The sequence below is a fragment of the Paraburkholderia bryophila genome (assembly GCF_013409255.1).
In the GTDB taxonomy this organism is placed as follows: domain Bacteria; phylum Pseudomonadota; class Gammaproteobacteria; order Burkholderiales; family Burkholderiaceae; genus Paraburkholderia.
The window spans coordinates 61,171-82,865 of record NZ_JACCAS010000002.1 but is presented as its reverse complement, the minus strand read 5'-3'; the positions used below and the strand labels follow the sequence as shown (position 1 = coordinate 82,865).

Annotated in this window: 23 protein-coding genes and 3 pseudogenes; 19 read left to right on the top strand and 7 right to left on the bottom strand. The window is 60.1% G+C overall.

Translation table 11 applies throughout. The features are described from left to right. Positions 1–4: 4 nt before the first annotated feature. The 3 genes from GGD40_RS21745 to GGD40_RS21735 are packed head-to-tail and all read left to right on the top strand — an operon-like array spanning position 5 to position 2,107. Positions 5–1,132, top strand: coding sequence for a hybrid sensor histidine kinase/response regulator (locus tag GGD40_RS21745; protein ID WP_179745043.1), 1,128 nt, complete (start codon positions 5–7; stop codon positions 1,130–1,132). A 10-nt stretch (positions 1,133–1,142) separates the two neighbouring features. Beyond that, positions 1,143–1,694: a helix-turn-helix domain-containing protein gene (locus tag GGD40_RS21740; RefSeq protein WP_179745042.1), complete on the top strand. Its 552-nt coding sequence runs from the start codon at positions 1,143–1,145 to the stop codon at positions 1,692–1,694. Further along, on the top strand, positions 1,691–2,107 hold the full coding sequence (locus tag GGD40_RS21735) for a VOC family protein (protein ID WP_179713136.1): 417 nt from the start codon (positions 1,691–1,693) through the stop codon (positions 2,105–2,107). The genes GGD40_RS21740 and GGD40_RS21735 overlap by 4 nt, the downstream gene beginning before the upstream one ends. Before the next feature lie 40 nt (positions 2,108–2,147). Here GGD40_RS21735 and GGD40_RS21730 read toward each other — a convergent pair whose 3' ends face one another. After that, positions 2,148–2,462 carry a winged helix-turn-helix transcriptional regulator gene (locus tag GGD40_RS21730; protein ID WP_179713138.1) on the bottom strand — a complete coding sequence of 105 codons (315 nt, stop codon included), beginning with the start codon at positions 2,460–2,462 and terminating at the stop codon, positions 2,148–2,150. Between the two features lie 63 nt (positions 2,463–2,525). Between GGD40_RS21730 and GGD40_RS21725 the strand changes: the two genes are divergently transcribed. Genes GGD40_RS21725 through GGD40_RS21715 form a run of 3 tightly spaced genes read left to right on the top strand, consistent with a single transcriptional unit; the run spans position 2,526 to position 3,729 of the window. Further along, entirely contained in the window at positions 2,526–2,663 is a 138-nt protein-coding gene (locus GGD40_RS21725; protein ID WP_179745041.1) for a hypothetical protein, read from the top strand. Positions 2,664–2,708: 45 nt separating this feature from the next. Beyond that, positions 2,709–3,023 carry a YdhR family protein gene (locus GGD40_RS21720; RefSeq protein WP_179713148.1) on the top strand — a complete coding sequence of 105 codons (315 nt, stop codon included), beginning with the start codon at positions 2,709–2,711 and terminating at the stop codon, positions 3,021–3,023. Positions 3,024–3,072: 49 nt separating this feature from the next. After that, positions 3,073–3,729, top strand: a complete 657-nt coding sequence (locus GGD40_RS21715) for an HAD family hydrolase (RefSeq protein ID WP_179745040.1) — start codon at positions 3,073–3,075, stop codon at positions 3,727–3,729. A gap of 82 nt (positions 3,730–3,811) precedes the next feature. Here the strand turns inward: GGD40_RS21715 and map are convergent, their stop codons facing one another. Together map and GGD40_RS21705 are read right to left on the bottom strand one after the other, a co-directional pair. Then, the gene (gene map / locus GGD40_RS21710; RefSeq protein ID WP_179745039.1) at positions 3,812–4,579 is read right to left on the bottom strand and encodes a type I methionyl aminopeptidase; all 768 of its coding nucleotides are present in this window, start codon (positions 4,577–4,579) and stop codon (positions 3,812–3,814) included. Further along, a complete protein-coding gene (locus GGD40_RS21705; protein ID WP_179713154.1) occupies positions 4,576–4,788 on the bottom strand; it encodes a ParD-like family protein in 213 nt (70 codons plus the stop codon). Before GGD40_RS21705 ends, map begins: the two co-directional genes overlap by 4 nt. 481 nt (positions 4,789–5,269) lie before the next feature. Here GGD40_RS21705 and GGD40_RS21700 point away from each other — a divergent pair, with 481 nt between their 5' ends. From GGD40_RS21700 to GGD40_RS21680, 5 genes and pseudogenes are all read left to right on the top strand, one after another. Further along, entirely contained in the window at positions 5,270–6,676 is a 1,407-nt protein-coding gene (locus GGD40_RS21700) for a class I SAM-dependent methyltransferase (protein WP_179745038.1), read from the top strand. Between the two features lies 1 nt (position 6,677). After that, positions 6,678–8,015, top strand: a complete 1,338-nt coding sequence (locus GGD40_RS21695) for a sensor histidine kinase (RefSeq protein ID WP_179745037.1) — start codon at positions 6,678–6,680, stop codon at positions 8,013–8,015. Between the two features lie 7 nt (positions 8,016–8,022). Then, positions 8,023–8,397 (top strand): annotated as a pseudogene (locus GGD40_RS37505) (response regulator); the annotation flags it as partial. Between the two features lie 220 nt (positions 8,398–8,617). After that, positions 8,618–9,628, top strand: coding sequence for a response regulator (locus GGD40_RS21685; protein ID WP_179745036.1), 1,011 nt, complete (start codon positions 8,618–8,620; stop codon positions 9,626–9,628). Between the two features lie 168 nt (positions 9,629–9,796). Further along, entirely contained in the window at positions 9,797–10,123 is a 327-nt protein-coding gene (locus tag GGD40_RS21680) for a hypothetical protein (RefSeq protein WP_179745035.1), read from the top strand. A gap of 4 nt (positions 10,124–10,127) precedes the next feature. Here GGD40_RS21680 and GGD40_RS21675 read toward each other — a convergent pair whose 3' ends face one another. Further along, positions 10,128–10,559, bottom strand: a complete 432-nt coding sequence (locus GGD40_RS21675; protein WP_179745034.1) for a helix-turn-helix domain-containing protein — start codon at positions 10,557–10,559, stop codon at positions 10,128–10,130. A 78-nt stretch (positions 10,560–10,637) separates the two neighbouring features. Between GGD40_RS21675 and GGD40_RS21670 the strand changes: the two genes are divergently transcribed. Together GGD40_RS21670 and GGD40_RS21665 are read left to right on the top strand one after the other, a co-directional pair. Next, entirely contained in the window at positions 10,638–11,528 is an 891-nt protein-coding gene (locus GGD40_RS21670) for a class I SAM-dependent methyltransferase (RefSeq protein ID WP_179745033.1), read from the top strand. 294 nt (positions 11,529–11,822) lie between these two features. Then, the gene (locus tag GGD40_RS21665) at positions 11,823–12,266 is read left to right on the top strand and encodes a hypothetical protein (RefSeq protein WP_373565413.1); all 444 of its coding nucleotides are present in this window, start codon (positions 11,823–11,825) and stop codon (positions 12,264–12,266) included. Positions 12,267–12,300: 34 nt separating this feature from the next. On the opposite strand, the gene GGD40_RS21660 is transcribed toward GGD40_RS21665, so the two are convergent. Next, a complete protein-coding gene (locus GGD40_RS21660) occupies positions 12,301–13,140 on the bottom strand; it encodes an oxidoreductase (RefSeq protein WP_179747003.1) in 840 nt (279 codons plus the stop codon). A 164-nt stretch (positions 13,141–13,304) separates the two neighbouring features. Between GGD40_RS21660 and GGD40_RS21655 the strand changes: the two genes are divergently transcribed. Beyond that, complete coding sequence (locus GGD40_RS21655) at positions 13,305–14,216, top strand: AraC family transcriptional regulator (RefSeq protein WP_179714010.1); 912 nt, start codon at positions 13,305–13,307, stop codon at positions 14,214–14,216. A gap of 37 nt (positions 14,217–14,253) precedes the next feature. On the opposite strand, the gene leuB is transcribed toward GGD40_RS21655, so the two are convergent. Continuing rightward, a complete protein-coding gene (gene leuB / locus GGD40_RS21650) occupies positions 14,254–15,342 on the bottom strand; it encodes a 3-isopropylmalate dehydrogenase (RefSeq protein ID WP_179745032.1) in 1,089 nt (362 codons plus the stop codon). Positions 15,343–15,615: 273 nt separating this feature from the next. Between leuB and GGD40_RS21645 the strand changes: the two genes are divergently transcribed. The 4 genes and pseudogenes from GGD40_RS21645 to GGD40_RS21630 all read left to right on the top strand — a co-directional run. Next, entirely contained in the window at positions 15,616–16,986 is a 1,371-nt protein-coding gene (locus tag GGD40_RS21645; RefSeq protein ID WP_179745031.1) for a hypothetical protein, read from the top strand. Between the two features lie 33 nt (positions 16,987–17,019). Next, positions 17,020–17,491: pseudogene (locus GGD40_RS21640) on the top strand (transporter substrate-binding domain-containing protein). Positions 17,492–17,806: 315 nt separating this feature from the next. Beyond that, positions 17,807–18,505, top strand: coding sequence for a proline dehydrogenase family protein (locus GGD40_RS21635; RefSeq protein ID WP_257030539.1), 699 nt, complete (start codon positions 17,807–17,809; stop codon positions 18,503–18,505). Between the two features lie 13 nt (positions 18,506–18,518). Continuing rightward, positions 18,519–18,911, top strand: a pseudogene (locus GGD40_RS21630) (DUF4410 domain-containing protein); the annotation flags it as partial. 86 nt (positions 18,912–18,997) lie between these two features. Here GGD40_RS21630 and GGD40_RS21625 read toward each other — a convergent pair. Then, entirely contained in the window at positions 18,998–20,401 is a 1,404-nt protein-coding gene (locus tag GGD40_RS21625) for a hypothetical protein (RefSeq protein ID WP_179745030.1), read from the bottom strand. 697 nt (positions 20,402–21,098) lie between these two features. On the opposite strand from GGD40_RS21625, the gene GGD40_RS21620 reads away from it, so the two are divergent. Continuing rightward, on the top strand, positions 21,099–21,620 hold the full coding sequence (locus GGD40_RS21620) for a GNAT family N-acetyltransferase (RefSeq protein ID WP_179713189.1): 522 nt from the start codon (positions 21,099–21,101) through the stop codon (positions 21,618–21,620). The last annotated feature ends 75 nt before the right edge of the window (positions 21,621–21,695 follow it).

Genomic DNA, 21,695 nt, shown 5'->3' with positions numbered 1-21,695 from the left:
TGCCATGACGAACTCACCTGTGAACATTCTGATCGTCGACGACATCGTCCACAACATCACCGCGCTCGAAGCGTTGCTGGCGCGGCCGGACGTGAACGTGCTGGTGGCGGATTCGGGCACCGCCGCGCTCGACCTGCTGCTCAAGCACGAGGTCGCGCTGGCGATTCTCGACGTCAACATGCCCGGCATGAACGGCTTCGAACTCGCGGCGTTGATGCGCGGCAGTCCGCGCACGTCGCATGTGCCGATCATCTTTCTGACGGCGACCGCGCAGGATGCGTCGCGCACGTTCCGCGGCTACGAGGCCGGCGCGGTCGACTTCCTCTATAAGCCGTTCGATCCGCGCATCCTTCAATCGAAGGTCGATGTGTTCGTGCAGCTCGAACAGCAGAAACGCCAGCTCGCTGCGCAGCTCGTCACGACGCGGCAAATGCTCGAAGCCAACGAAATGCTGATGGCGGTGCTGAGCCACGATTTGCGCACGCCGCTCGGCGCGGTGCTGGCATCGGCGGAGTATCTGATGCGCACCGCGGCCGACGAACAGTCGATTACCGTCGCGACGCGCGTGAAGAACAGTTCGCTGCGCATGGCGCGGATGGTCGATCAACTGCTCAACCTGGCACGTCTGCAGGGTGGGCGGCTACCGTTGCAGCCGCGTTCGATCGAACTGGCGACGCTGTGCCGCTCGGTGATCGACGAGTTTGCTTCACGCGAGAACGGCAAGCGCATTGTGTTTGCGAGCAGCGGCAATACGAGCGGCGCGTGGGATACGGATCTGGTGTGGCAAGCCGTGTCGAATCTGGTCAGCAACGCGCTGCATCACGGCGCGGCGGGCGGCGATATTAGCGTCGAGGTGGACGGCGAGGCGGTCGATTCCGTGCGTCTGAAAGTCGCCAATCGCGGCACGATTCCGACCGAGGTGTTTCCGCATCTGTTCAAGGCGTTCGGACCGAACACCAGCGGCGCACGGTCGCGTGAAGGCCTGGGGCTCGGCCTGCATATCGTGCAGGAGATTGCGCGGATGCACGGCGGCAACGTCAGCGTGAATTCGGATGAAGCGATGGGCACGGTGTTCACGATCGAACTGCCGCGCATGGTGACGTTGCAGCGTGGGTCGTTTACGCGCAAGTGATGCATCAGTCATGCGCGTTCCCCAAAATCGTCACGTCCAGCCGCCTGTCTCAGCGCCCGCATCGCCCGCGCCGGCCGCCACCGATGCGTTGCAGGATCCGGCCTTGCTGCGCCGCCTGCTGCGCGCCAAAGACCGCATGGACGCCGCCTCGCACGAGGCCTGGCCCGTCAAGCGTCTGGCCGAGGTCAGCGGCGTTTCCGACGCTCATTTCGCGCGCTCCTTCAAGCGAGCCTTCGGCGTTCCGCCGCATCGGTATCTGTTGACGCGGCGCATCGAGCAGGCCACCACGTTGCTGCGCGACACCGATCTCAGCATTACGTCTATCGCCTTTGCCACCGGCTGGGAGAGCCTCGGCACCTTCGGCCGTATCTTTCGCGACATCACCGGTAGCAGTCCCGGCGCCATGCGCGTCGAACTGCGGGCCGGCATGCCTCAACTCGAACGCGTGCCGGCCTGCGTGCTGAAGGCCGCGCAACGCCCGGATCTCAACATCGCAGTTTTGGAGAAGCGCCGCCGCGTGGCCGACGATACAGTCCCGTCATCAACCAGGGAGGTGTCATGAATCAAGGTGTCAATGTGGTGGGCTTGTATGTCGACAACCAGGACGAAGCACTGACGTTCTACGTCGATAAGCTCGGCTTCAAGGTCCATACGGACGTGCGCAATGGGTCGTATCGATGGCTCACGGTGCAGCATCCGGATCAGCCTTCGTTCCAGCTCGGGCTGTCCGTACCCGGTCCGCCGATTCACGATGAAGCCACCGCGCAAACGCTGCGGGCGATGGTCGCGAAAGGCGCGATGCCGCCGCTGGTGCTATCCGTGGATGACTGTCGTGCCAGCTATGCGAAGCTCAAGGCCTGCGGTGTGGAGTTCACCCAGGAACCGGTGGAGCGGTTCGGTAGCGTGGATGCAGGCTTCCGCGATCCGGCCGGGAATGGCTGGAAGATGATTCAGGCGCCGGCAGGTTCGAAGTAGTCAAGCCTGTGTGACGGGTGCAAGTGATGCCGCTCCGGCATTACTTGCACCAGGTCTCCGCCCAATTGCTTAGCGGCCGTAACGCCAACCGTAACGCCACGCCAGCCTCGGTCAGACAGTACCCCTGGCCTTCATGATCGATGAGCCCCGCTTCGCGCAATTCCTTGAGCCGGGTATTGAGCAGACTGGGATTGGTCTCGGCCGCTTCCTGCAACGCGCGAAACGTCAGCGGCTCGCCCCGCAGTTCCCAGAGAATGCGTAATGCCGCCCGTCGCCCGAGCAGATCGAGCGCGACCATGATGGGGCGGCCTGTCGTCGACCCGCGTACTGGCTGACCAGCTTTAGGTATCTTCATGCTTTACTTTTCATAGCAACGTGTCTAGGATTTGCTATTGAAAATATAGCACAAGGAGGTCACATGCCTGCCCGTATCACGCCCGTTGAGCCGCCGTTCCCGCCAGCCATCCATGAGGCGCTGGAGAAGATCATGCCGCCAGGCGTTCCGCCGCTGGGTCTCTTCACCACGATCGCGCGCGACCCGCGGACCCCGCAATGAGTTGGCGAGATATCTAACGGTTGTTACTACGGAAGGAGCGTTTCGATGATCACTGTCATCACTTCGTTCAGGTTGTCAGAGCCGATCACCCGTGAAGAGGCACGGAGTCTTTTTCTGAGTAAGGCATCGACATATAGAGGCGTGCCCGGCCTTCTGCGTAAGTGTTATGTGCTGTCGGAAGACGGAAGCGCCGCCGGTGGCGTCTATCTCTGGCGCTCGCGCGCCGAAGCGGAGAAGATGTACACCGAGCACTGGAAAGTACTAGCGCAGGAGACATTCGGCGCGGTTCCTTCGGTCACGTACTTTGAGAGCCCTGTCGTGGTCGATAACGTGATGGACCAGATTCTCTCTGATGAATAGGTCGCGGAGCAAAGCGCGACTATCTGAACCCCAAACCCGGAGCCTCTTAATGGCAGTTGGACATGTCGAAGCCATCTTGTTCGACTTCGATCTCACATTGGCCGACTCGGCCAGCGGAATCGTGGAATGTACGCGGTACGCACTACGAGCAATGGGATTCGCGGAAGTCGAGAGCGGGCGGATCCACTCCGTTATTGGTCTGCCGTTACAGGCAATGTTCCGAACGTTGACGGGAAACGGAGAGGCAGAACGCGCCGACGAATTCGCACGTCTGTTTGTCGAGCGGGCCGATGAAGTCATGGTGTCATCGACTCGAATCTATCCGGAAGTTCCCGATCTATTTGAACGGTTGCGCGCCGAGGGCATCAAGGTGGCGATCGTGTCGAGTAAGTTTCGCTACCGCATCGAGGCGATTCTGAATGTCGCCCGGTTGCGCCCGCTGGTGGACGTGATTGTCGGTGCGGAGGACGTGCAGCGTCACAAACCCCACCCCGATGCGATTGTGCTGGCATTGACGCAATTGCGCGTGGCAGCCGCTTCAGCCGTGTACGTGGGTGACCATCCTGTCGATGCCGACGCGGCGCGGGCTGCCGGCGTGAGCTTTATTGGCGTGTTGAGCGGCACGATGTCGGGCGAGCGTTGGTCCGCGAGAGGCGAGCGGTGCGTCGCGAAACATATCGGAGAACTGATCCCGTTGGTACGCTGATACCAAGGGGCGGAGAGAGAAGAGGCGGCTGAGGAAGGCCACGAGCGTTCTCGCCCATGCACGATTCGCGCGGACCGCGCCCTCAGTTCAGCGTCTGTTCCTCGGGACGCAACGTCAAGACTCGCACGCCGTTCTGGGTCACGGCCACGGTGTGCTCGAATTGCGCGGACAGTTGCCCGTCGCACGTGACGACCGTCCAGCCATCTTCTTCGGTTCGAACGGTGTGCCGCCCCTGGTTAAGCATCGGTTCGATGGTGAACACCATGCCTTCCCGCAACAACAATCCCGTCCGCGGCTTTCCCCAATGCAGTACTTGCGGGTCCTCGTGCATTTCGCGCCCGATGCCATGCCCGCAATATTCCCTCACGACCGAATAGCCGTTTCGCCGCGCGTGGCGCTCGATCGCATGCCCGATATCGCCCAGTCTGGCGCCCGGACGAACGGCCTTGATTCCGTTCCACATCGCTTCATAAGTCACTTGCACGAGTCGTTCGGCTAGTGGGGACACCTCGCCGACAAGGTAGGTTTTGCTCGAGTCGGCGATATAGCCGTTCTTCTCTAACGTGATGTCGAAATTAACGATATCCCCGCTTTGCAATACGTCCGTTGTGGAGGGAACGCCATGGCAAACCACACTGTTGCGCGAGGAATTAAGTGCGTAGGCGTAGTCGTATTGCCCTTTGCTGGCAGGGCGTGCGTTCAGGTCATTCACGATCAGGCTGTCGACGAGATCGTTGACCTGCATGGTCGACATGCCGATCAAATTCAACCGGTCCAGATGGCCAAATACTTCCGCGAGCAACTTGCCTGACTCCGCCATCAAGGCGATTTCTTCCGGCCGCTTGGTCATGCGGCAGCCATCCTGGCGGTTGGCTCCACGACGCCCGCCGCGCGCAATTCTCTAGCAATGATCTCGTTGAAACTTTGCGTCGGATTCATTTCGCATAACATGCCGATCCTGATCCAGAATGCTGCCTGCGCGTTGATCGACCGACACGAAACCGTGCTCGCCTTGCGGATCTGATCGTGCAGATCGTCGTCAATGTTCACAATACCCATACCATTCCCTCGATATACGAAACGTATACAGATCATATATTCAAGGCGAGCCGCAGTGCAAGTGATCTTTGCTGCCTGATACGTGAGCGCTGGCTGTCGAACTTCATTACGCGAGTGAGACGACAGCATTCTTTTTTATCAGTAGAATGCTGCAGACGCAAAAGTCAGTGCTGTTCCGAAACGGGCCCTCAGGCCCACCAGGCTAACGAGTCTCGTTGAACCGCGATGCCAGTTGTGCACGTGCAGTCGCGAGGTCACGCGGATAAGTCAAATGCATACTTTGTCTGGCCGATGCAGTTCGGGAGGAAGTGGTGTGTTGCCCAGAAAAAACGGGCTGCCGTGGCGGCAACTGAAATACCGATGGCGACGCTTCGTCACCTGAACCGAGGAACCATCGACGCTGAACCGGGCCGCCTACTGGCCTGGGTATGGCACCAGATTTCAAACCAACTTCTTGTGGTACTTACCTGGCCGCCATACTGTGTATTCCAAAACGCAAATCGATCCGGTAGTGAGCTTCCTCAACTCGCAGGGTGAGCAGGTGCGAGGCACGATCATCAATCTCCAGCGGAAGTCCCTGGTGATGGAGGTCTATAACCCGTACTCGATCGTTCAGGTCAGCGAGGTGCTGAACGATCTGTCGGTCAAGATGGGCGTGGAACTCGCCTATTCGGGCAAGGCGGTCGTGATCAGCATGGTCAATACCGGCCTGACCGCCATTGTCTCGGTCACGCTGATCGCCGAGTGGCGCGAACTGAGTGGCGGCACGCTGGAAGCGCGCACGGTGGGGGAAGAAGCCCGCCGGTTCGTGCAGGGCTGGGCCGAGCGTTTCCAGATCCGCCCCGAGTACCAGATCGCGGTCAACCATATCCGCGCTTTTCTGTCGGACATGTCGCGCTGGGTCGAACAGGCGGACCTGGCGGACACCATGCCGAAAGAAGGCAAAACCCTGCGCGCGGACTACTTCCTCGAACTGGCATCGCCGCTGATGGAAAAGACCAAGTCCTACTTCGACGAATTCGAAGGCGAGGCTCGCCTGGTCGACGAAGAACTGGCGCCGGCACACCGCGCCTTTGCGCAGGCTGCGCTACATCCGCTGCTGCTGCGCTCGCCGTTCGTGTTCCGCACCTTCACGAAGCCGTTGGGCTACGCCGGTGACTATCAGATGGTCAACCAGATGCTCGACGATCCCCGTCAGGGTCCGAGCACCTATTTCCAGATCGTCAACGCGGCCTTCCTGCAGACAGCCGTGGCACGCGCGCACCGCAATCGCGTCGAACTGCTGGTGAACTACCTGACCCGCCTCGCCAATGAAGCGCGCGCCGCGGGGCGGCCGTTCAAAGTGCTGAACGTGGGTTGCGGCCCGGCTCAGGAAATCCAGCGCTTCATCCATGAATACGACGAACCGGAATGGCTGACGTTCGAACTGCTCGACTTCAGTCAGGAGACGCTGGACTGGACGCGCGAGCGCCTGGGGTCCATCGCGCAGAAAATGGGCAAGCGCATGACCATCAGCTTCACGCATGATTCGGTTCATCATCTGCTCAAGCGCCGGATGGATGCGGACGCACCGGACGTCCGCGAATTCGACGCGGTCTATTGCGCCGGTCTGTTCGACTATTTGTCGGACAAGGTCTGTGCGCGGCTGAACCAGCATTTCGCCAGCCGCACCCGGCGGGGCGGCCACCTGCTGGTCACCAATGTTCACGCCGACAACCCGGAGCGCTTCAGCATGGAGCACGTGCTGGAGTGGTACCTGATCTACCGCAACGAGGCACAGATGGCCGAAATCATGCCGGAAGACTGCGGCGAGCCGCGTCTGTACACGGACGTAACCGGCGTGAATGTGTTTGCTGAGGTGATCGTCGGCCAGCTACAAGTAGCCTGAGATGACAACGTCCCTGGTTGAGCTGCATTCGAACTATCGTGAAGAGTTGCGCGACTACCGCTTGCTTTGCAGCAAGGCCGGCGGTCTGACCGTGATCCTGCTGGTGCTGATGGGCGTGGCGCTCGACTACGTCGTGTATCCGTCGGAGCAGAAGTACTTTGCGACGGTTCGGGTGCTGACCAGCGTGGCCATCGGCTTGGCCTTGCTCTCGCTTTACACGAAGATGGGTCGGCGCCACGTGCAGGTGATCACCTTCTTCTGGCTGCTGCTGCCGCAGGCCATGATCTCCTGGATGATTTATTTCACGCAGGGCGAGGAGTCGCTGTTCTATGCCGGACTCAGCCTGACGATCTTCGCGGTGGGGATCCTGTTTCCCTCCGGCTACTGGCAGACGCTCGCGTTCGGCCTGGCTACGGTCTGCCTCTATTACATCGCCTGCACGGCGCATCCGGGCGGCATACTCAACCCAAGCAAGTTTCAGTTCCAGCTCATCCTGATCTTCTTCTGCGCGTTGGCCAGCTCCATTTACACCTACTTCAACGAGAAGGGCCGCTTCCAGCTTTTCCGACTAAAGGATGAGGTGGCGCACAAGAACGAGCAACTCGCCCGCACCAATGAAAGTCTCGCGAAGATCAAGGGCCAGTTGTTGCAGCAGGAGAAGATGGCGGCAATCGGTACGTTGTCCGCGGGGCTGCTCCACGAGGTCAACAACCCGGTCAACTTCTGCCTGATGGCGATCGAAGTCGCGATGGAAGAACCGCAGGTCAAAGACAGCCCGTCGCTGCAGGAATGCCTGACGGATGCCCGGCAGGGCATGCACCGCATCCAGCATATCGTGTCGGACCTGAAGACCTTTGCGTACCGCAAGCCCGGAGCGACGGCCGACGACGTGCCGTTCCTGTTCGAGAAGGCGCTCGATTCGTCGATCCGGCTGAGCGCGCATGAGTTGCGCGGCGTGACGATTACGCGCGAGCTGCCCCTCGACACCCTGGTGCTGGGCGACGAAGCCGCAGTGATCGGCGTGCTCATCAACCTGTTCTCGAATGCCGCGCTGGCCATGCACAAGGCCGGCACCGTATCGCCGCAGGTTCATGTCGAGGCGCAATGGCAAGACGAGCGGTTGCACCTGAAGGTGCGCGACAACGGCCCGGGGATCGCCGCGGAGAATCTGGCGCGGGTGTTTGAGCCATTCTTCACGACCCGCGAAGTCGGCCAGGGCCTCGGCCTTGGTCTGTCCATCAGCTATGCGGTGGTGGAGCGGCACGGCGGCACACTGTTTGCGGAAAGCGAGTTGGGCAAGTGGACGGCGTTCAACTTCGATCTGCCGCGTGCCGAGTGATGCCGACATGACCGAGACCCAGCAAGCACGGCAGATTGTCGTCTATGCCGATGACGAGGAATTGGCTCGCAAGTACTTCGCGCGCGCGGCCGGCAGCGACTATGAGGTGCTGCTCGCGAGCGACGCGGACGAAGCCCTGTCGATCCTGAGCCGCGAAGGGGCACGGGTGGCGATCCTCGTGACCGACTTTCGCATGCCGGGCCGGCACGGCGGCGACCTGTTGCGACAGGTGTCGCAGGCGTATCCGCATATCGTGCGGATCCTCGTGACCGCCTACGCGGATAAGGACGCGCTACTGGAAGCGGACAATGCTGGCGAGGTGTTTCGAGTCCTGGAGAAGCCGCTAGGCCTGAGTACGGTCCGCGAGATGCTGGCAGCAGCGACAGCGGCTTCGGCATTGCGCCCGAAGTGATACCGCGCTTGCTGGTCGACTCAGTGATCACGAACGCCGGCGTGAGCGGTATTGGCATCGGCATGATTTTCTGCAACCGCGTTATGCAGTCCTTCGGCGGGAGTATCAGGATCGCATCCGCGTCCAGCGCCGGCCCGACCGTGACGCTGGCATTCCAAAATTTCAAGGATCGAATCCACAGGAGTTACCAATGAGCAATACGATTGCCAACCAGACACCGCCCCCGGCGATTCTGTTCGTTGATGACGAAGCCACCGCGGTCAAGTACTTCGAGCGCGCCATCGGCGCGATCGCGCCGGTCGTGACGGGCGCCTCCGTGGAAGACGGCAAGGCAATGCTGGACGCGCATGCCGACAGTCTGGCCGTGCTGGTGTCCGACCAGCGTATGCCGGGCGAACACGGCAACGAACTGCTGCGCTATGCGCGCGAACGCTATCCGCACATCGTCCGGATCCTGACGACGGCCTATTCGGAGCTGGACCAGACCGTCGAGGCCGTCAATCAAGGGCAAATCCATCGCTATATCAAGAAGCCGTGGGACATCACGGCGCTGCGTATGGAAATGAAGCAGGCGCTGGAGCTGGCGGGACTGCGCAAGGAACGCGACCAGCTCGTGCGCGAGAAGCTGAGCGTGCTGCAGACGCAGACCCTGGCCACCCGCATCGGCATCGTGCACACGCTGTGCGCCAGCCTGATCGGCCCGGGCCGCTTCCAGCCGATGGAAACCTACCTGGCCGGTACCGACCTGGCCGGTACGCGCAATGCCGAGCCGGACTGGCAACGTATGGACTACGCCGACCTGGTGCGTGCCGAGAGCGAATGCGGCGGCAGCTTCGGCCACGCGGTCAGCCTGCGCCTGGCGGAACTGCGCACGCAGCATGCGGGGCGTAGCGCGGCCGATGCGCTGCAGGTCTTCACCGACGTCCTCGGCGCCACAGTGCGCGGCGGTGGCGATGCGCTGATCTGGACTTCGCCGACCACGCTCAACGAGTTCCTCACGCGGCCGGTGGGTCAGGCCGTATCGGCCGAGCACGCTGCATGGCTGGCCTGCCTGCTGTGGCTGGAAGAGGCCGGCGGCGCGCTGCAGTTTGTGCGTGAAGGTGATGCGATCGTTTGCCGTGCCGGCACACGCAATGCCAGTTTTGCGGCCGACCGTTTGGCAGTCTGGATCGAGCGGTTTCTGGAACCGACGTTCGGGTAGGTGGGGAGGGCGGAGCAGAGAGGCGGCGTGATACGGCGAATGCGGACAGGTTGAGAAAGATCATCGTCATGAAATCTGCTTTCAGCGTTCCGCTGGCATGCGCCGCCAGGCGATGGTCCGTTCCCGCTCGTCGTCATCAATCACGGTAAGGCAGACGGCAACCCCGTCATGCAGCAGGACGACTCCTTCTATTTTCAGGCGATCGAATTCGCACGGCGCGGGTACGCGGTGGTGGTGCCGACGCGCGAAGGATTCGGCTCGTCCGGAGGCACCTACTTCCGCGCGAACTGCAACCTCACCGAGGGCGCTCGCCACTGGGCCAATAGCGTTCAGGCCGCGATCGGCAAGGAGGCGCAAGCTAAAGCGACAAAGGTTTGCGAAGAAAGAGGCGGAGTCGGGTGCCAACTTTATGCACTCGGCAACGTTCTGGTCTACAAAGGGCCGTTTGCGGCGGCGGGAAAGACCGTTGCCGCACCGTCTGCGAATAGCCCGTAGAGCGCTACGTTCGCGATGGGGTTTTCCTGGTTCGCGCGCCCGCAGCCCCTGACGCCACAGCGCGAAGTATCCGGCGGAACGTGGGGCACTCCATATGACTCGGCGCAGGGCACGCGGCGGCATGCCGTAGTCCGTCGCGCATGATGCTCAGCTTGCGGATCGTCCTGTCCAGTTCCTCGGCTTTGGCCGCGAGCATCCGACGATCGATGTTCGGCGGTCCCGCCGGCGCGAACATTGCCGCGATGTCGTCCAGCGAGAAACTCGCGGCGCGTCCCAGCGCGATCAATGCGAGCCGGTCCAGCACGCTGGGATCGAAGAGACGGCGCAATCCTCTGCGACCGTTCGATGCAATCAGCCCCTTTTCCTCGTAGAACCGCAACGTCGATGCGGGAACGCCGGAGCGTTGCACCACTTCGCCGATATCTAGCTTGATCATCGCTTGACCTCAAGTCGACTTGAACCTGCATAGTTTAGCTTCCGCTCCCCGCGACAAGCCAAGCCAAGGACAAGGATCATGGACAACACGCAGCACACTGGCAACGCACAAACGGCACTTTGGAATGGCAGTTCCGGGCGCGCATGGATCGCCGCGCAGGCGGTACTCGATCAAATGTTCCAGCCTTTCGAAGACTTGCTTGTCGACATGATGGGCGTCGGCGCCGGGCTTCGGGTGCTCGACGTCGGCTGTGGCACGGGCAGTACGACGCTGGCGGCGGCACGACGGCTTGGCGTGAAAGGCCATTGCATCGGAGTCGATGTCTCGGTGCCGATGATTGCCGTTGCCCAGGGGCGTGCCGAACGGGCGAACTCGACGGCTAGCTTTATCTGTGCCGATGCGCAGACTCATGCCTTCGAGCCGGCAAGCTTCGACAGGATCATGTCGCGTTTCGGCGTCATGTTTTTCGATGACCCGGCGTTGGCCTTCGCGAATCTGGGGCGCGCGGCAAGGGACGGCGCCGAAATGCATTGCATCGCCTGGCGCAGCCCGGTGGACAATCCGTTCATGACGACCGCCGAGCGTGCCGCCGCGTCTCTGTTGCCTGACTTGCCCACCCGCCGACCCGACGCGCCGGGGCAGTTCTCTTTCGCGGATCGGCAGCGGGTTGCTTCTATCCTCGACGCGAGCGGCTGGGTGGACGTAGATATCCAATCGATCGATATAGCCTGCACGCTGCTCGAGCAGGAATTGGTCGGCTACTTCAGTCGGCTCGGCCCTCTCGGCATGATGCTTCAGGGAGAGATGGATGAGCCGACGCGCACGCAAGTCATCGAGTCTGTTCGCGCTGCTTTTGATCCGTATGTCCACGGAACCGAAGTTCGTTACACCGCGGCCTGCTGGATGATCAGCGCGCGCGCGTCGTCTGTGTTGGCTCGTCGAAGCGGGCAGGGAACGTCCACGCAATGAACACTCCGATGAGCGTCAAGCTGGCGGTCATCAGCCGGTCGACGGCTGGCTTGTGAAAACCGCCAGTTGAGCCGCGAAAGCGCGCTTGTACGCGGTCCTCGCCTCGCCACGGGCGACAGTGTGCCGGACACGCAATCCGGCGCATACCTGTTCGACGTTCGAGATCGGGCTAGATCGACATTCCTGAACGACTTCTTTCTTAAATGTCGGCTTCTTTTCACATTAGACTATTGAATTGTGGACCTTCGTGAAACTTGAAGACCAAAGCGGGAACGACTTGTGATCAGCCAACTTATCAAACGCGACGGCAAGCGAGTGTTCTTCGCTGTGCTCGCAACCCTCTCATTCGCGACGTGCGCTCATGCGCAAAGCAGCACCTCCGGCCCAATCGCGACAGTCTCAGGCGAACTGCAATTCGAGCGCAATGACCGGAATGTCGTTGCGATGCTCGACCAGAAAACGTTCGATCGTTTCGAGGCGAACACACTCGCCCATTACGACGATACCGGCAACGCAAACGACACGGTCACTCGCATGCTCGTGCAGACCGATGCCGGTCCGGTGCTGTACGATTTTCGACGCCGTCCGCCGCTCGTGCAACGCTCGGGCCGGCGCATGACGGTCAAACGCGTGTTCTGGCAAGGCGACGAAGTCGTCATGCAAGGATCGCAAGGCTGGTTCCGATTCGTGGGCGGCGAGTTGACGAGGCTTCAGTCTTCGTCGACCACGTACCACTGATCGCTTTGGCGTTACGCGCATCCTTCGAGGCGCGTCAGGTTCCTCCGTCCGTCGATCGGGTAACCCTTTCCCACGCGTCGAATTCCGCGCCAAGCAACGAGAGCTTTTCCCGAACCAGGCTGAGCGCATCACTGCCCAGCAGAAGATGCGCTGGCGGCTCATCGCTTTCGATAACGGACAACATGGCGCGCGCGGCTTTCACAGGATCCCCGAGTTGTTTGCCGCTTTTCTCTTCCCGCCCTTTTCTGATGGGGTCGAACAACGCATCGTAGTCGGGAATCGAACGCGGCGTTCGAACCATCGAACGACCAGCCCATGCCGTGCGAAAAGAGCCTGGCGCCACGGCGGTTACGTGAATGCCGAACGGCTTGAGTTCTTTGCCGAGGACTTCGGAGATGCCCTCCAATGCGAATTTGCTGCCGCAGTAGTAGGCGATGCCCGGCATGGTGATAAAGCCGCCCATCGAGGTGATGTTGAGAATGTGTCCGCGTCTGCGCTCGCGCATGTACGGCAACACGCTCTTCATGACGGCGACAGCGCCGAACACGTTCACGTCGAATTGGCGACGCATATCGGCAAGCGACGACTCTTCCATCACACCCTCGTGACCGTAACCGGCGTTGTTCACCAGCACGTCCAGCGGCCCCACGTTGGCCTCAATTTCGCTGACGACCTCTTCGATGGAATCGAAATCGGTAACGTCGAGTACCCGACCGAATGCGTTCGCCGGGTTGAGCGATTCGAAGCTCTGTTTCGCCTGCTCGCTTCGTACCGTGCCGACGACTCGATACCCTGCGGCGAGCGCTTCTTCGGCCAATGCGCGGCCGAAGCCACTACTGACGCCGGTGATAAGGATGGTTCTATTCGAAGACATTGCAACACTCCTGGGCTGGTTTGAGAGTTGCATGTTATTCTGGGTTTCCCCTGAAAATCAGCCCAGATTCTCGGTTTTTATTGCCTATTTCTATGAGTAAAGCAGTGGGTCAGGAGCGCGTCGGCCGAGCTGTTTCCAGCGCCGGCGCACATGAACAGCGCCGCATGGTGGCGTTGCTGACTGCGCTGGCGCCGCAGGAAGGCTACAACCTGACCGCGTTGCGCGATGTGCGTATTCTGCGTTCGGACCGGGCGCTATCTCGCACGCCGGTGCTTTACGATCCCGGCATCGTGATCGTGTGTCAGGGTAGAAAGCGCGGGTACCTGGGTGACCAGGTCTACGTGTATGACGAGCAGCACTATCTCGCCGTCGCGGTCCCGGTGCCCTTCACCATGGAGACCGACGCAACGCCCGAGTCGCCGCTACTGGCTCTCTACCTGCATCTGGATTTTCAGGTGGCGGCCGAGCTCATGATTCAGATCGACCGTCATGGGTTGCCGCCGTCGGGCGACGTGCCGCAGCCCATGATGTCGAGCCCGATGGATGCGGCCATGCGAGCCTCTGTACTGCGTTTTCTGGAGGCAATGAGCCAGCCGCTCGACGCCGCCATCCTCGGGCCGGCACTGATGCGTGAATTGTATTTCCGGGTGTTGAGCGGCGGACAAGGCAACGCAATGCGTGCGGCTTTGTCGATGCAAGGGCAATTCGGCAAGATTGGCCGAGCGCTTGAACGTATCCACGCGACCTATGCCGAGCCGCTCGACCTGCCCAGCCTCGCAAGCCAGGCCGGAATGAGCGTAGCGACGTTTCACAGCCACTTCAAAACCGTCACGTCGACCTCGCCGATGCAGTACGTGAAGTCCACCCGATTACATCAGGCTCGTTTGCTCATGGTGCGCCAGGACATGACTGCGGAGGCGGCATGCCATGCTGTGGGCTATACGAGTGCCTCTCAATTCAATCGCGAGTTCAAGCGACTCTTTGGTCGAACGCCTGCCGCGGAGACGAAACACCTTCGCCAGAGCTTTGCGCTGCCTCCCGCTTTTCCAGAGGCAAAGTTTGTTTCGTCGCATTGAGATGTAGCGTGCAATGCTGTTCGATAGCGTGAGGACATTAGTCGGTACGAGCGCTTCTCGCGATAGCCGCCACGACTGCATCGCCCATCTCGCTCGTGCCGACCCGGCGTGTGCCTTCGGAATAGATATCTGCCGTACGTAATCCCGATGCAAGCACGTCCCTGACCGCGGATTCAATGCGGTTGGCGGCGGTGGTCTGCTTCAGCGAGAAACGCAACATCATGGCGGCGGAGAGTATCGTCGCCAACGGATTTGCGATGCCCTTACCCGCGATGTCCGGCGCGCTGCCGTGGCTGGGTTCGTAGAGGCCCCGGTGGCTTGCACTCAGGCTGGCCGACGGCAGCATGCCGATGGAGCCCGTGAGCATGGCGGCTTCGTCGCTGAGAATATCGCCGAACAGGTTGCCGGTAACAATCACGTCGAATTTTTTAGGCGCCTTGACCAGTTGCATCGCCGCATTGTCGATGTACATGTGATCCAGTTCGACATCGGGGTATTGTTTGCCGACCTCGGTCATGATGTCCCGCCAGAACTGGGAGGTTTCCAGCACATTGGCCTTGTCGACGCTGGTGACTCGTTTGGCTCGCTGCTGGGCGGACTGGAAGGCGACGTGGGCAATGCGCTCGACCTCGGGGCGCGAGTAGCGCATGGTGTCGAAGCCTTCTTCCGTGCCGGGGAAAGGGCCGTCCACCGCGGTGCGGCGTCCACGAGGTTGTCCGAAATAGACGTCGCCGGTCGCGTCGCGGATGATCAGTATGTCGAGACCCGAGATCAGTTCGGGCTTGAGGCTTGAAGCGTCCGCCAGTTGCTCAAAGCAGATCGCGGGCCGGAGATTGGCGAACAGTCCCAGGTGCTTGCGCAGTCCGAGGATCGCCTGCTCGGGGCGAAGCGGGCGATCCAACTGGTCGTATCGCCAGTCTCCTACGGCGCCGAACAGCACGGCGTCGGCCTCTTTGGCCAGCTTCAGTGTAGTTTGCGGCAGGGGATGGCCGTGTGCCGCGTAGGCGACGCCACCGGCCAATGCGAATTCGGTTTCAAATTTCAGGTCCAGGGCATTCAGCACCTTGATGGCTTCAGCGACGATTTCAGTTCCGATGCCGTCGCCCGGCAAGACCGCGATTTTCATAGGGGATTTTCTCTGTTCGTGGTCCATGCCTGTCGACGCGGACCTGTCTGGATGGGTTACACATTGTTCATCCTCTATCAAACCGGTACAAGGCAACTATCGATCCCGGTATAAGTAGTGCCGTGATAGACACGATCGCAATCAAGTTCTTCCACTGCATGCCGTTAACTTCGGCTAAGGAAAAAACTCACCACGACTCACTGACATGACGGTCGCAAAACGGCTTTATCTCTTCTCGCGGCCAGATCTGCTCTGATAAAAATGAAAACCTCCATGAGAATGCTCGGCGCGCTGTTGATGTTTTCAACGGCCGCGGCCTATGGCCTTGATATGTCCGGTGCACCGCCTGAACCGGCGTCGTCGATATCGGACTCGTCACCTCAGCACGCGGCGACAGTGGGCGGAACCACGCAGAGCGTGGCGCAGTTTCGCGGCAATCTGATGGCGGCCGGAATCGATCCGGACTCCGGGCAGGGGAAGGTGTTGATGCGCTGGCTTGCGAAATTCTCCAGCGATCCCGCGTGGAAGGCTGCTTTGGCGCAGCAGGCTGGCGACCAGAAGAAATTCTGGTCGGCGCCTCTTTCGGCGGACGATCGGCTGCGAATGCTGCAGTTGCTCAAAGACATGGCCATGGACTCGCAGAAAGACTGTCATCTGCCGTCGATGGCGGGCTCTGACTTCATCGGTTTCGCAAAGACGGCGTCGCCTCGCATCATCGAGGACGTGATGGAGATTCTGGAAATCTCGATCAATAGCGGGAAATCGCAGCATCCGCAGGATCAATATAGCGTGACGGATCTTCTCGACGCGGACGCACAGTTGAATGCGACGCCGCCCGTCGCGCCAGGAACGCAGGGCTATCCACCGGGCGCATGCGGCATCCTCGCATTCTCGGTCGATGCAATCGCCGGTTTACCTGAGCCCGTGCGGCAGCGTGCGTCGTTCGAATTTATCCGCATGATGAGCGGGCAAAAGGCGGCATTCGAGACCGTGCTCGATAACCCGTCGGCCTATCTCGACGACGCGTTCGACGAGCGTCAATTGCCCGAGACGCTTCGCCGTCACTTGCCTGCGGACGGCAGCCGTCCATTGCCGTATTCGCGTTTGACTTTCGAAGCCGACTGGGTGAACAAGAAAACGCCCGCCGACAAAGTGGCGTTCAATAATGTTTTTATCAATCGGCGCAATAACGGTGTGATTGCCGATGTCGCCAATGCAGACAGGTGGTCGGCTTTCACGTTGAGCTACGGTATCGCTGTCTTGCGCACGCAAGTCGTGGTGAAAGGCACCGATTTGACTCAACGGAGCACGATCGAGGACGAGGCGGCGATGCCCGCGGCGGACCACGAGCTTGTGCCGGGGCAAAGCCTTGAACTCGCCGTGCCGCAACCTTCGCAGAAGGGCGTGAAGTCGAGGCGCTGCGAGATCGGCCAGGCAGTGCCCGCGTCGACGATCTTCCCTTCGCTGACGGGCACGGCGATCGGTCTGCAGTGTACGGACACCAAGGCTCGCGGCAAGAATGAGAGTTGGCATTCTGTGTGGCTGACCGACTACAACATTGCCTGGACCCAGTCTATTGACGACGAAGACGGGCGAACCGAGGTCGTGATTCGAAACGTCACGATTGAGGGTGCGCCGCAGTGAAGGCAGATGGGTTCCAGCTAGGAGAGGCAGATCGTGAAAGTCACCATTGCGTACCTACAGGAACCGCCATTCGGTTGGACAGGCTCGGACGGGACGGCGATAGGCGCCGATCTTGATCTGGCCGATGCAGTCCTTCGCGCGATCGGCGTGACCCGGATCGAGCATTGCCTGACGACGTTTAGCGAGTTGTTAGCCGGCGTTGAGGCCGGTCGCTGGGATATGAATGTGCCGCTATTCGTCACGCCTGATCGAGCCGCCAAGGTTGCATTCAGTCTGCTGGTTTGGGCGATTGGCGATGGTTTTCTGGTCGTACGCAAGTACTGCGCTGGGCAATCGGATACTCGTGGAGCAGATCGGAAGCGCTGTCGAGGCGGTCGATCACGAAACTGGAAGTGCCGGGCAACTCCGTCTATATCTCGGCTCGTCCGGGCATCGCGCGCGGATGGCGAGATTCGGTCTTACAGCGAAAGAGATCGATCCTGCACTGGAGCATCGGTCTGTATGAGGCCGTCACGCGCGACACTTGTTGCAAGACCGTTGCGTGAGCGGTCAAGCACGCACCGTGCTACGAGCGTGCCGCCTCATTGAAAGAACAAAAGCAGGCTTCGACTTCTTCCGCAGTCAACCGCATCAACCTCTACTCGAACCATGCACGCAGCAGCCTGGCCTCCCTCGAAAACGCACTGAAAGCCTGAGTCGATGCAGTCATGCATCCACGTTGGCGTTCGCTCCGGACTCTGTGAACAGCAGTCCGGTGATGTCGCTCGAATCGACTGATTGCATCCCGATTCGCGCGACTGCATTTTCACGAGACCACAACATGCGTATTCTCAATACGATGGCGGCGCGCGCCATCCCGTTCGTCCCTCGTTCGCTGATCCGTAAGATTTCGCGTCGTTATATCGCGGGCGAAACGCTCGACGATGCCTGTGCACGCATCCAGTCGCTCGACGCGGCAGGCTTCCGGACAACCGTCGATGTCCTGGGCGAGTCGGCATCCTCGTTCGACCAGGCGGAGTCGATGACCCGCGATTATCTCGATCTCGTCGACGCACTCGGCGCAAACAATATGCGCACGGAGCTGTCGATAAAATTAACCGCGCTGGGGCTGCATCTCGACGAAGACGCCTGCATGAAGCGCGTCTCAACCATTCTGCGGGCGGCCGCGCCATACGGCATCAGCGCGTGCATCGACATGGAAGACGTCAGTTGCACCCAGAAAACGCTCGACGCGTTCCTCCGTCTCGAAGCCGATGGGTATCCGGTTGGGATCGCACTGCAGGCGTATCTGACACGGACGAACGAGGACATGGTCCCGTTGCAGGCACGCAAGAGCCGTCTGCGCATCTGCAAAGGAATCTACGCGGAGGCAAACGAGCATCTCGTCGACGGTGCGTCGAAAGACCGTGCCGCGATCAACGCTCACTTCGTCCGTCACGTTTCGAGCGCGATCGAGGCAGGATCGTTCGTCGGCATTGCAACGCACGACGCCCAATTGATCGATGCGCTGATCGACTGACGGCGAATTTACAGCGATAGACGAGGGCAGTAAGAGCGAGCGGGTGATGATCGGCCTCGGCAGCGGAGCGAGCGATCTCAAGGCCCACGTGACGGTGTCGTCGGTGACAGCGGGACACTCGACAGTCATGCTGGCGTTTGATCTCGATTCGACGAGCGGGAAAAAGCCCGGCGCGATCTCGTCTCTCGGCACCGGTTCGCTAGCGGTGGGCGCGGCCGAGAAAGCGGTGGGGGACAGAAAGTCGACGGTGGACGCCGATGCAACCCACATGGCGAAACTGGTCGCGAAGCAAGTCGAAAGTTTGATGGGAGAGCAGCCGGCGCCTGCTGGCCCAGCCGCGCAAGTGGATGCACTCGCCCGGTCGGACGCTCTGCAAGCTGATCTCGCAGCGCTACTCGCCGGGTAATCGAAGAGCAAACGCTAACCTGGCCCGCTATCGGCGGTTGATGAAATGACTTCGAGGCGTGCCTAACGCAACTCATGCATTCCGACCTACAGTTCTATACCCGCTTCTCGCAGTCGCGCACGCAAAGCCGGATGTCGGTCTTCGGCCAGGTCGAGGAGACGTGATCCAACCTCGGGAGTGGACAGGATCGAGCGCTGCTCGACGCCAGGTTTTGTCCACGATGAAGTCGGGTCGCCGATCCAGTTTCTCAATGCGTACCGTATGTCTGCATCACTGCTCCCAGTCGGTGCATGAAGTTCCGTGATAAGCGCAATGCATACAAGACTGTCCCATTTATCTCTTGCGCAGACTGCCAATGCTGCGTGACGGTCCTGACGTTGGACGAGCATTGTTTCAATCAGGTCCAGGGAGACAAATGCTCCGCAAGCGCATAGATGAACCCCCACTTTGCGGATCTTTCGGGACGGGTCGAGCAGCGCACGCGACGCGATCTCGTCCTTGATCGACGGAGAGACCTTAGCCTGCAGCGCGATGGCGTGAGCACGAATTGCCGCCCGTGCGTCGCTGGCATACCTTGCTAGCATCGGGCCGACTTCCGGCGCACGATACTCCACGAGGAGGGAAAGACCGGCGCGGATTTGTCTCGTAGTCAATTCACCCGAATCGAGCAGTGTGCTGCAGCCACCAGGAACATCGTGACCCCGTTCGACGAGCAATCTGGCCGCGGCGGACCGCAAGCTACCTTGTGAATCGAATAGGGTGCGCCACAGGAAGGGTTCGAAACCGGCGCTACTTTGATCTTTTGAAATGAGATTAAAAGCGGCAAAACGTATCGATCCAAACGGGGACGCGGCAGCAAGGTCGATACATAGCGTACGCTCTGAAACCGGTACGCGATCCAGCTGCGTCATAGCGTGTTGTGCAAGTACTATGTCGCCCGAGCGTAGGCCGAGCTTTGTCGACTCGGTAACCGATAGAAGTTGATGGTCCACCGCCACCATAAACGCGGCGCGCTTCAGCCGAAAATCGGTGCCGCCCATTGCCGCGATAATCGCTGCGGCGCCGCCGGCTTCCACGAGTCGCTGTTCAAAGTCGAATAACCAGGACCTATGGTCCGTCCGCATGGCCGCCATGAGGCGGCGCAGTCGCGGGATGAGCAACACGAAGTGCTCGGCGGGAACGGTTGCGAGGAGCGTAAGCAGCGCGTTCGTGGCAGCTCGTCGAACCTCGGGCACCCAATCGTTCACGCGTTTTGTTATCGACTCCAGAAACGAACTGCCGCCGAGCTCGACCGCCCGGCTAATCGCCGCTTCTCTGACGTAGCCCGAATAGTGCGAAATGCACAGCGCAACTAGTTCGTTGTCGGTGCTGCCCATAATGGTCTCAATCGCCGTGCGAAGGGGCATTGATCCGCCCGGCACTATATAGACCTGATGTGCAGGCACCGTCGAAGGCGACCGGGTCCCGAAAATCTTCGCGATGAGGTTCATGGGTTTTTATCCGATTCGACTGAAGTCGCGGCCCGCGATTTTTGTTATTTGTTGAGGAGAAGTTGAATGATGCCCGATTGCGAAGGACCCGCGTAGGTGGGCTTGAAAGTTTTTTCAGAGCCTGGTTTCGATACGCGCGACGACCGCCGATCGAGACGCCTCGTCACTCAGTGTGACGTCGTGGCTGTCGTTTTGGGTGCGGAGCTGCGGCGAGCGAAAATGTCGATGTACTTCACGCAAGTGCCGTCGTCGGTGAATTTGACCATCGCGAGATTTTTGCTCGTCGCAAGGCCGGAGTACTCGCCTTTGACCTCGCCGAGCCGGTCGACCTGATCGCCGAACGCTTCCGTGAACCCATCGATACAGAATCGAAGTTAGCCACATCGCCGTCCGACATGAAGACAAAGTGCCGTAGCGGAAACGGCGAATGTGCGCTTCAGGGAAGTGAACGACATGCGGCAAGAGCCTTGAGCAATTAAAGCCTGTTTTACGGCAGGCTTTCAGTAAACTTGACGGTGAAGATGCGTCATTCTGTGATGAGTCAGATGCGGGCGAGAAACATTGCCGCGTCGCTGTTATTGTCGCATGGCTCGGTACCGGCTAAATTCGACAGTTCGACATCGGTGCGTAAATCGTCGACAGTAAGCATTGCCTGCTTCACATCGACCAATGTTGTTAATCCGGAACGAACGGAGCCATGCCAATGCGTGCGGAAATACGTCAGGCGACTTACCAGGATGCCGAAGCAATCGCAACAGTTCATGTGATCTCGTGGCAAGCGGCTTATCAGGGGATCATGCCGGAACAGTTTCTGAAAGAACTTTCCGTCGAAGCGCGTGCTGCTACCTGGCAGAAATCCCTCACTACGGGGAAACTCAGTGTGTCGGTGGCGTACATCGGTGAAACAATCGCGGGCTGGATAGCCTTTGGCGCGTGTAGGGATGTAGATAAGGATGCTTCGTGGGCGGAAGTGGAAGCGCTGTATGTGTCGCCCGAATTCTGGCGTCACGGCATTGGAGAACGCTTAAGCGATTCCGCGCGTCAACTGTTACGCGCTGCCGGGTATTCGAATGTTGCGCTCTGGGTATTGTCAGAAAATCGTCGTGCTACAGCATTCTATGAAGGAATCGGCTTCGCTCGTGATGATGCCAGCAAGGTTATTCAAATTGGTGGAGTTTCACTGACGGAAATTCGATACTGCTGCTCGTTACGAGGCTAATCGGTAGCGACCGCTCGCAGAATCTGCAAGCGTAGGTCGCAGCGCAGGTCGGTCGACCGGTCCACACGGCGTCTC

What these genes read in the sequence shown, in the direction of transcription:
- GGD40_RS21745 (WP_179745043.1), top strand. Translation starts at nt 5, where the DNA reads ATGACGAACTCACCTGTGAACATTCTGATCGTCGACGACATCGTCCAC.
- GGD40_RS21740 (WP_179745042.1), top strand. Translation starts at nt 1,143, where the DNA reads ATGCGCGTTCCCCAAAATCGTCACGTCCAGCCGCCTGTCTCAGCGCCC.
- GGD40_RS21735 (WP_179713136.1), top strand. Translation starts at nt 1,691, where the DNA reads ATGAATCAAGGTGTCAATGTGGTGGGCTTGTATGTCGACAACCAGGAC.
- GGD40_RS21730 (WP_179713138.1), bottom strand. Translation starts at nt 2,462, where the DNA reads ATGAAGATACCTAAAGCTGGTCAGCCAGTACGCGGGTCGACGACAGGC.
- GGD40_RS21725 (WP_179745041.1), top strand. Translation starts at nt 2,526, where the DNA reads ATGCCTGCCCGTATCACGCCCGTTGAGCCGCCGTTCCCGCCAGCCATC.
- GGD40_RS21720 (WP_179713148.1), top strand. Translation starts at nt 2,709, where the DNA reads ATGATCACTGTCATCACTTCGTTCAGGTTGTCAGAGCCGATCACCCGT.
- GGD40_RS21715 (WP_179745040.1), top strand. Translation starts at nt 3,073, where the DNA reads ATGGCAGTTGGACATGTCGAAGCCATCTTGTTCGACTTCGATCTCACA.
- map (WP_179745039.1), bottom strand. Translation starts at nt 4,579, where the DNA reads ATGACCAAGCGGCCGGAAGAAATCGCCTTGATGGCGGAGTCAGGCAAG.
- GGD40_RS21705 (WP_179713154.1), bottom strand. Translation starts at nt 4,788, where the DNA reads ATGGGTATTGTGAACATTGACGACGATCTGCACGATCAGATCCGCAAG.
- GGD40_RS21695 (WP_179745037.1), top strand. Translation starts at nt 6,678, where the DNA reads ATGACAACGTCCCTGGTTGAGCTGCATTCGAACTATCGTGAAGAGTTG.
- GGD40_RS21685 (WP_179745036.1), top strand. Translation starts at nt 8,618, where the DNA reads ATGAGCAATACGATTGCCAACCAGACACCGCCCCCGGCGATTCTGTTC.
- GGD40_RS21680 (WP_179745035.1), top strand. Translation starts at nt 9,797, where the DNA reads ATGCAGCAGGACGACTCCTTCTATTTTCAGGCGATCGAATTCGCACGG.
- GGD40_RS21675 (WP_179745034.1), bottom strand. Translation starts at nt 10,559, where the DNA reads ATGATCAAGCTAGATATCGGCGAAGTGGTGCAACGCTCCGGCGTTCCC.
- GGD40_RS21670 (WP_179745033.1), top strand. Translation starts at nt 10,638, where the DNA reads ATGGACAACACGCAGCACACTGGCAACGCACAAACGGCACTTTGGAAT.
- GGD40_RS21660 (WP_179747003.1), bottom strand. Translation starts at nt 13,140, where the DNA reads ATGTCTTCGAATAGAACCATCCTTATCACCGGCGTCAGTAGTGGCTTC.
- GGD40_RS21655 (WP_179714010.1), top strand. Translation starts at nt 13,305, where the DNA reads ATGGTGGCGTTGCTGACTGCGCTGGCGCCGCAGGAAGGCTACAACCTG.
- leuB (WP_179745032.1), bottom strand. Translation starts at nt 15,342, where the DNA reads ATGAAAATCGCGGTCTTGCCGGGCGACGGCATCGGAACTGAAATCGTC.
- GGD40_RS21645 (WP_179745031.1), top strand. Translation starts at nt 15,616, where the DNA reads ATGAGAATGCTCGGCGCGCTGTTGATGTTTTCAACGGCCGCGGCCTAT.
- GGD40_RS21635 (WP_257030539.1), top strand. Translation starts at nt 17,807, where the DNA reads ATGCGTATTCTCAATACGATGGCGGCGCGCGCCATCCCGTTCGTCCCT.
- GGD40_RS21625 (WP_179745030.1), bottom strand. Translation starts at nt 20,401, where the DNA reads ATGAACCTCATCGCGAAGATTTTCGGGACCCGGTCGCCTTCGACGGTG.
- GGD40_RS21620 (WP_179713189.1), top strand. Translation starts at nt 21,099, where the DNA reads ATGCCAATGCGTGCGGAAATACGTCAGGCGACTTACCAGGATGCCGAA.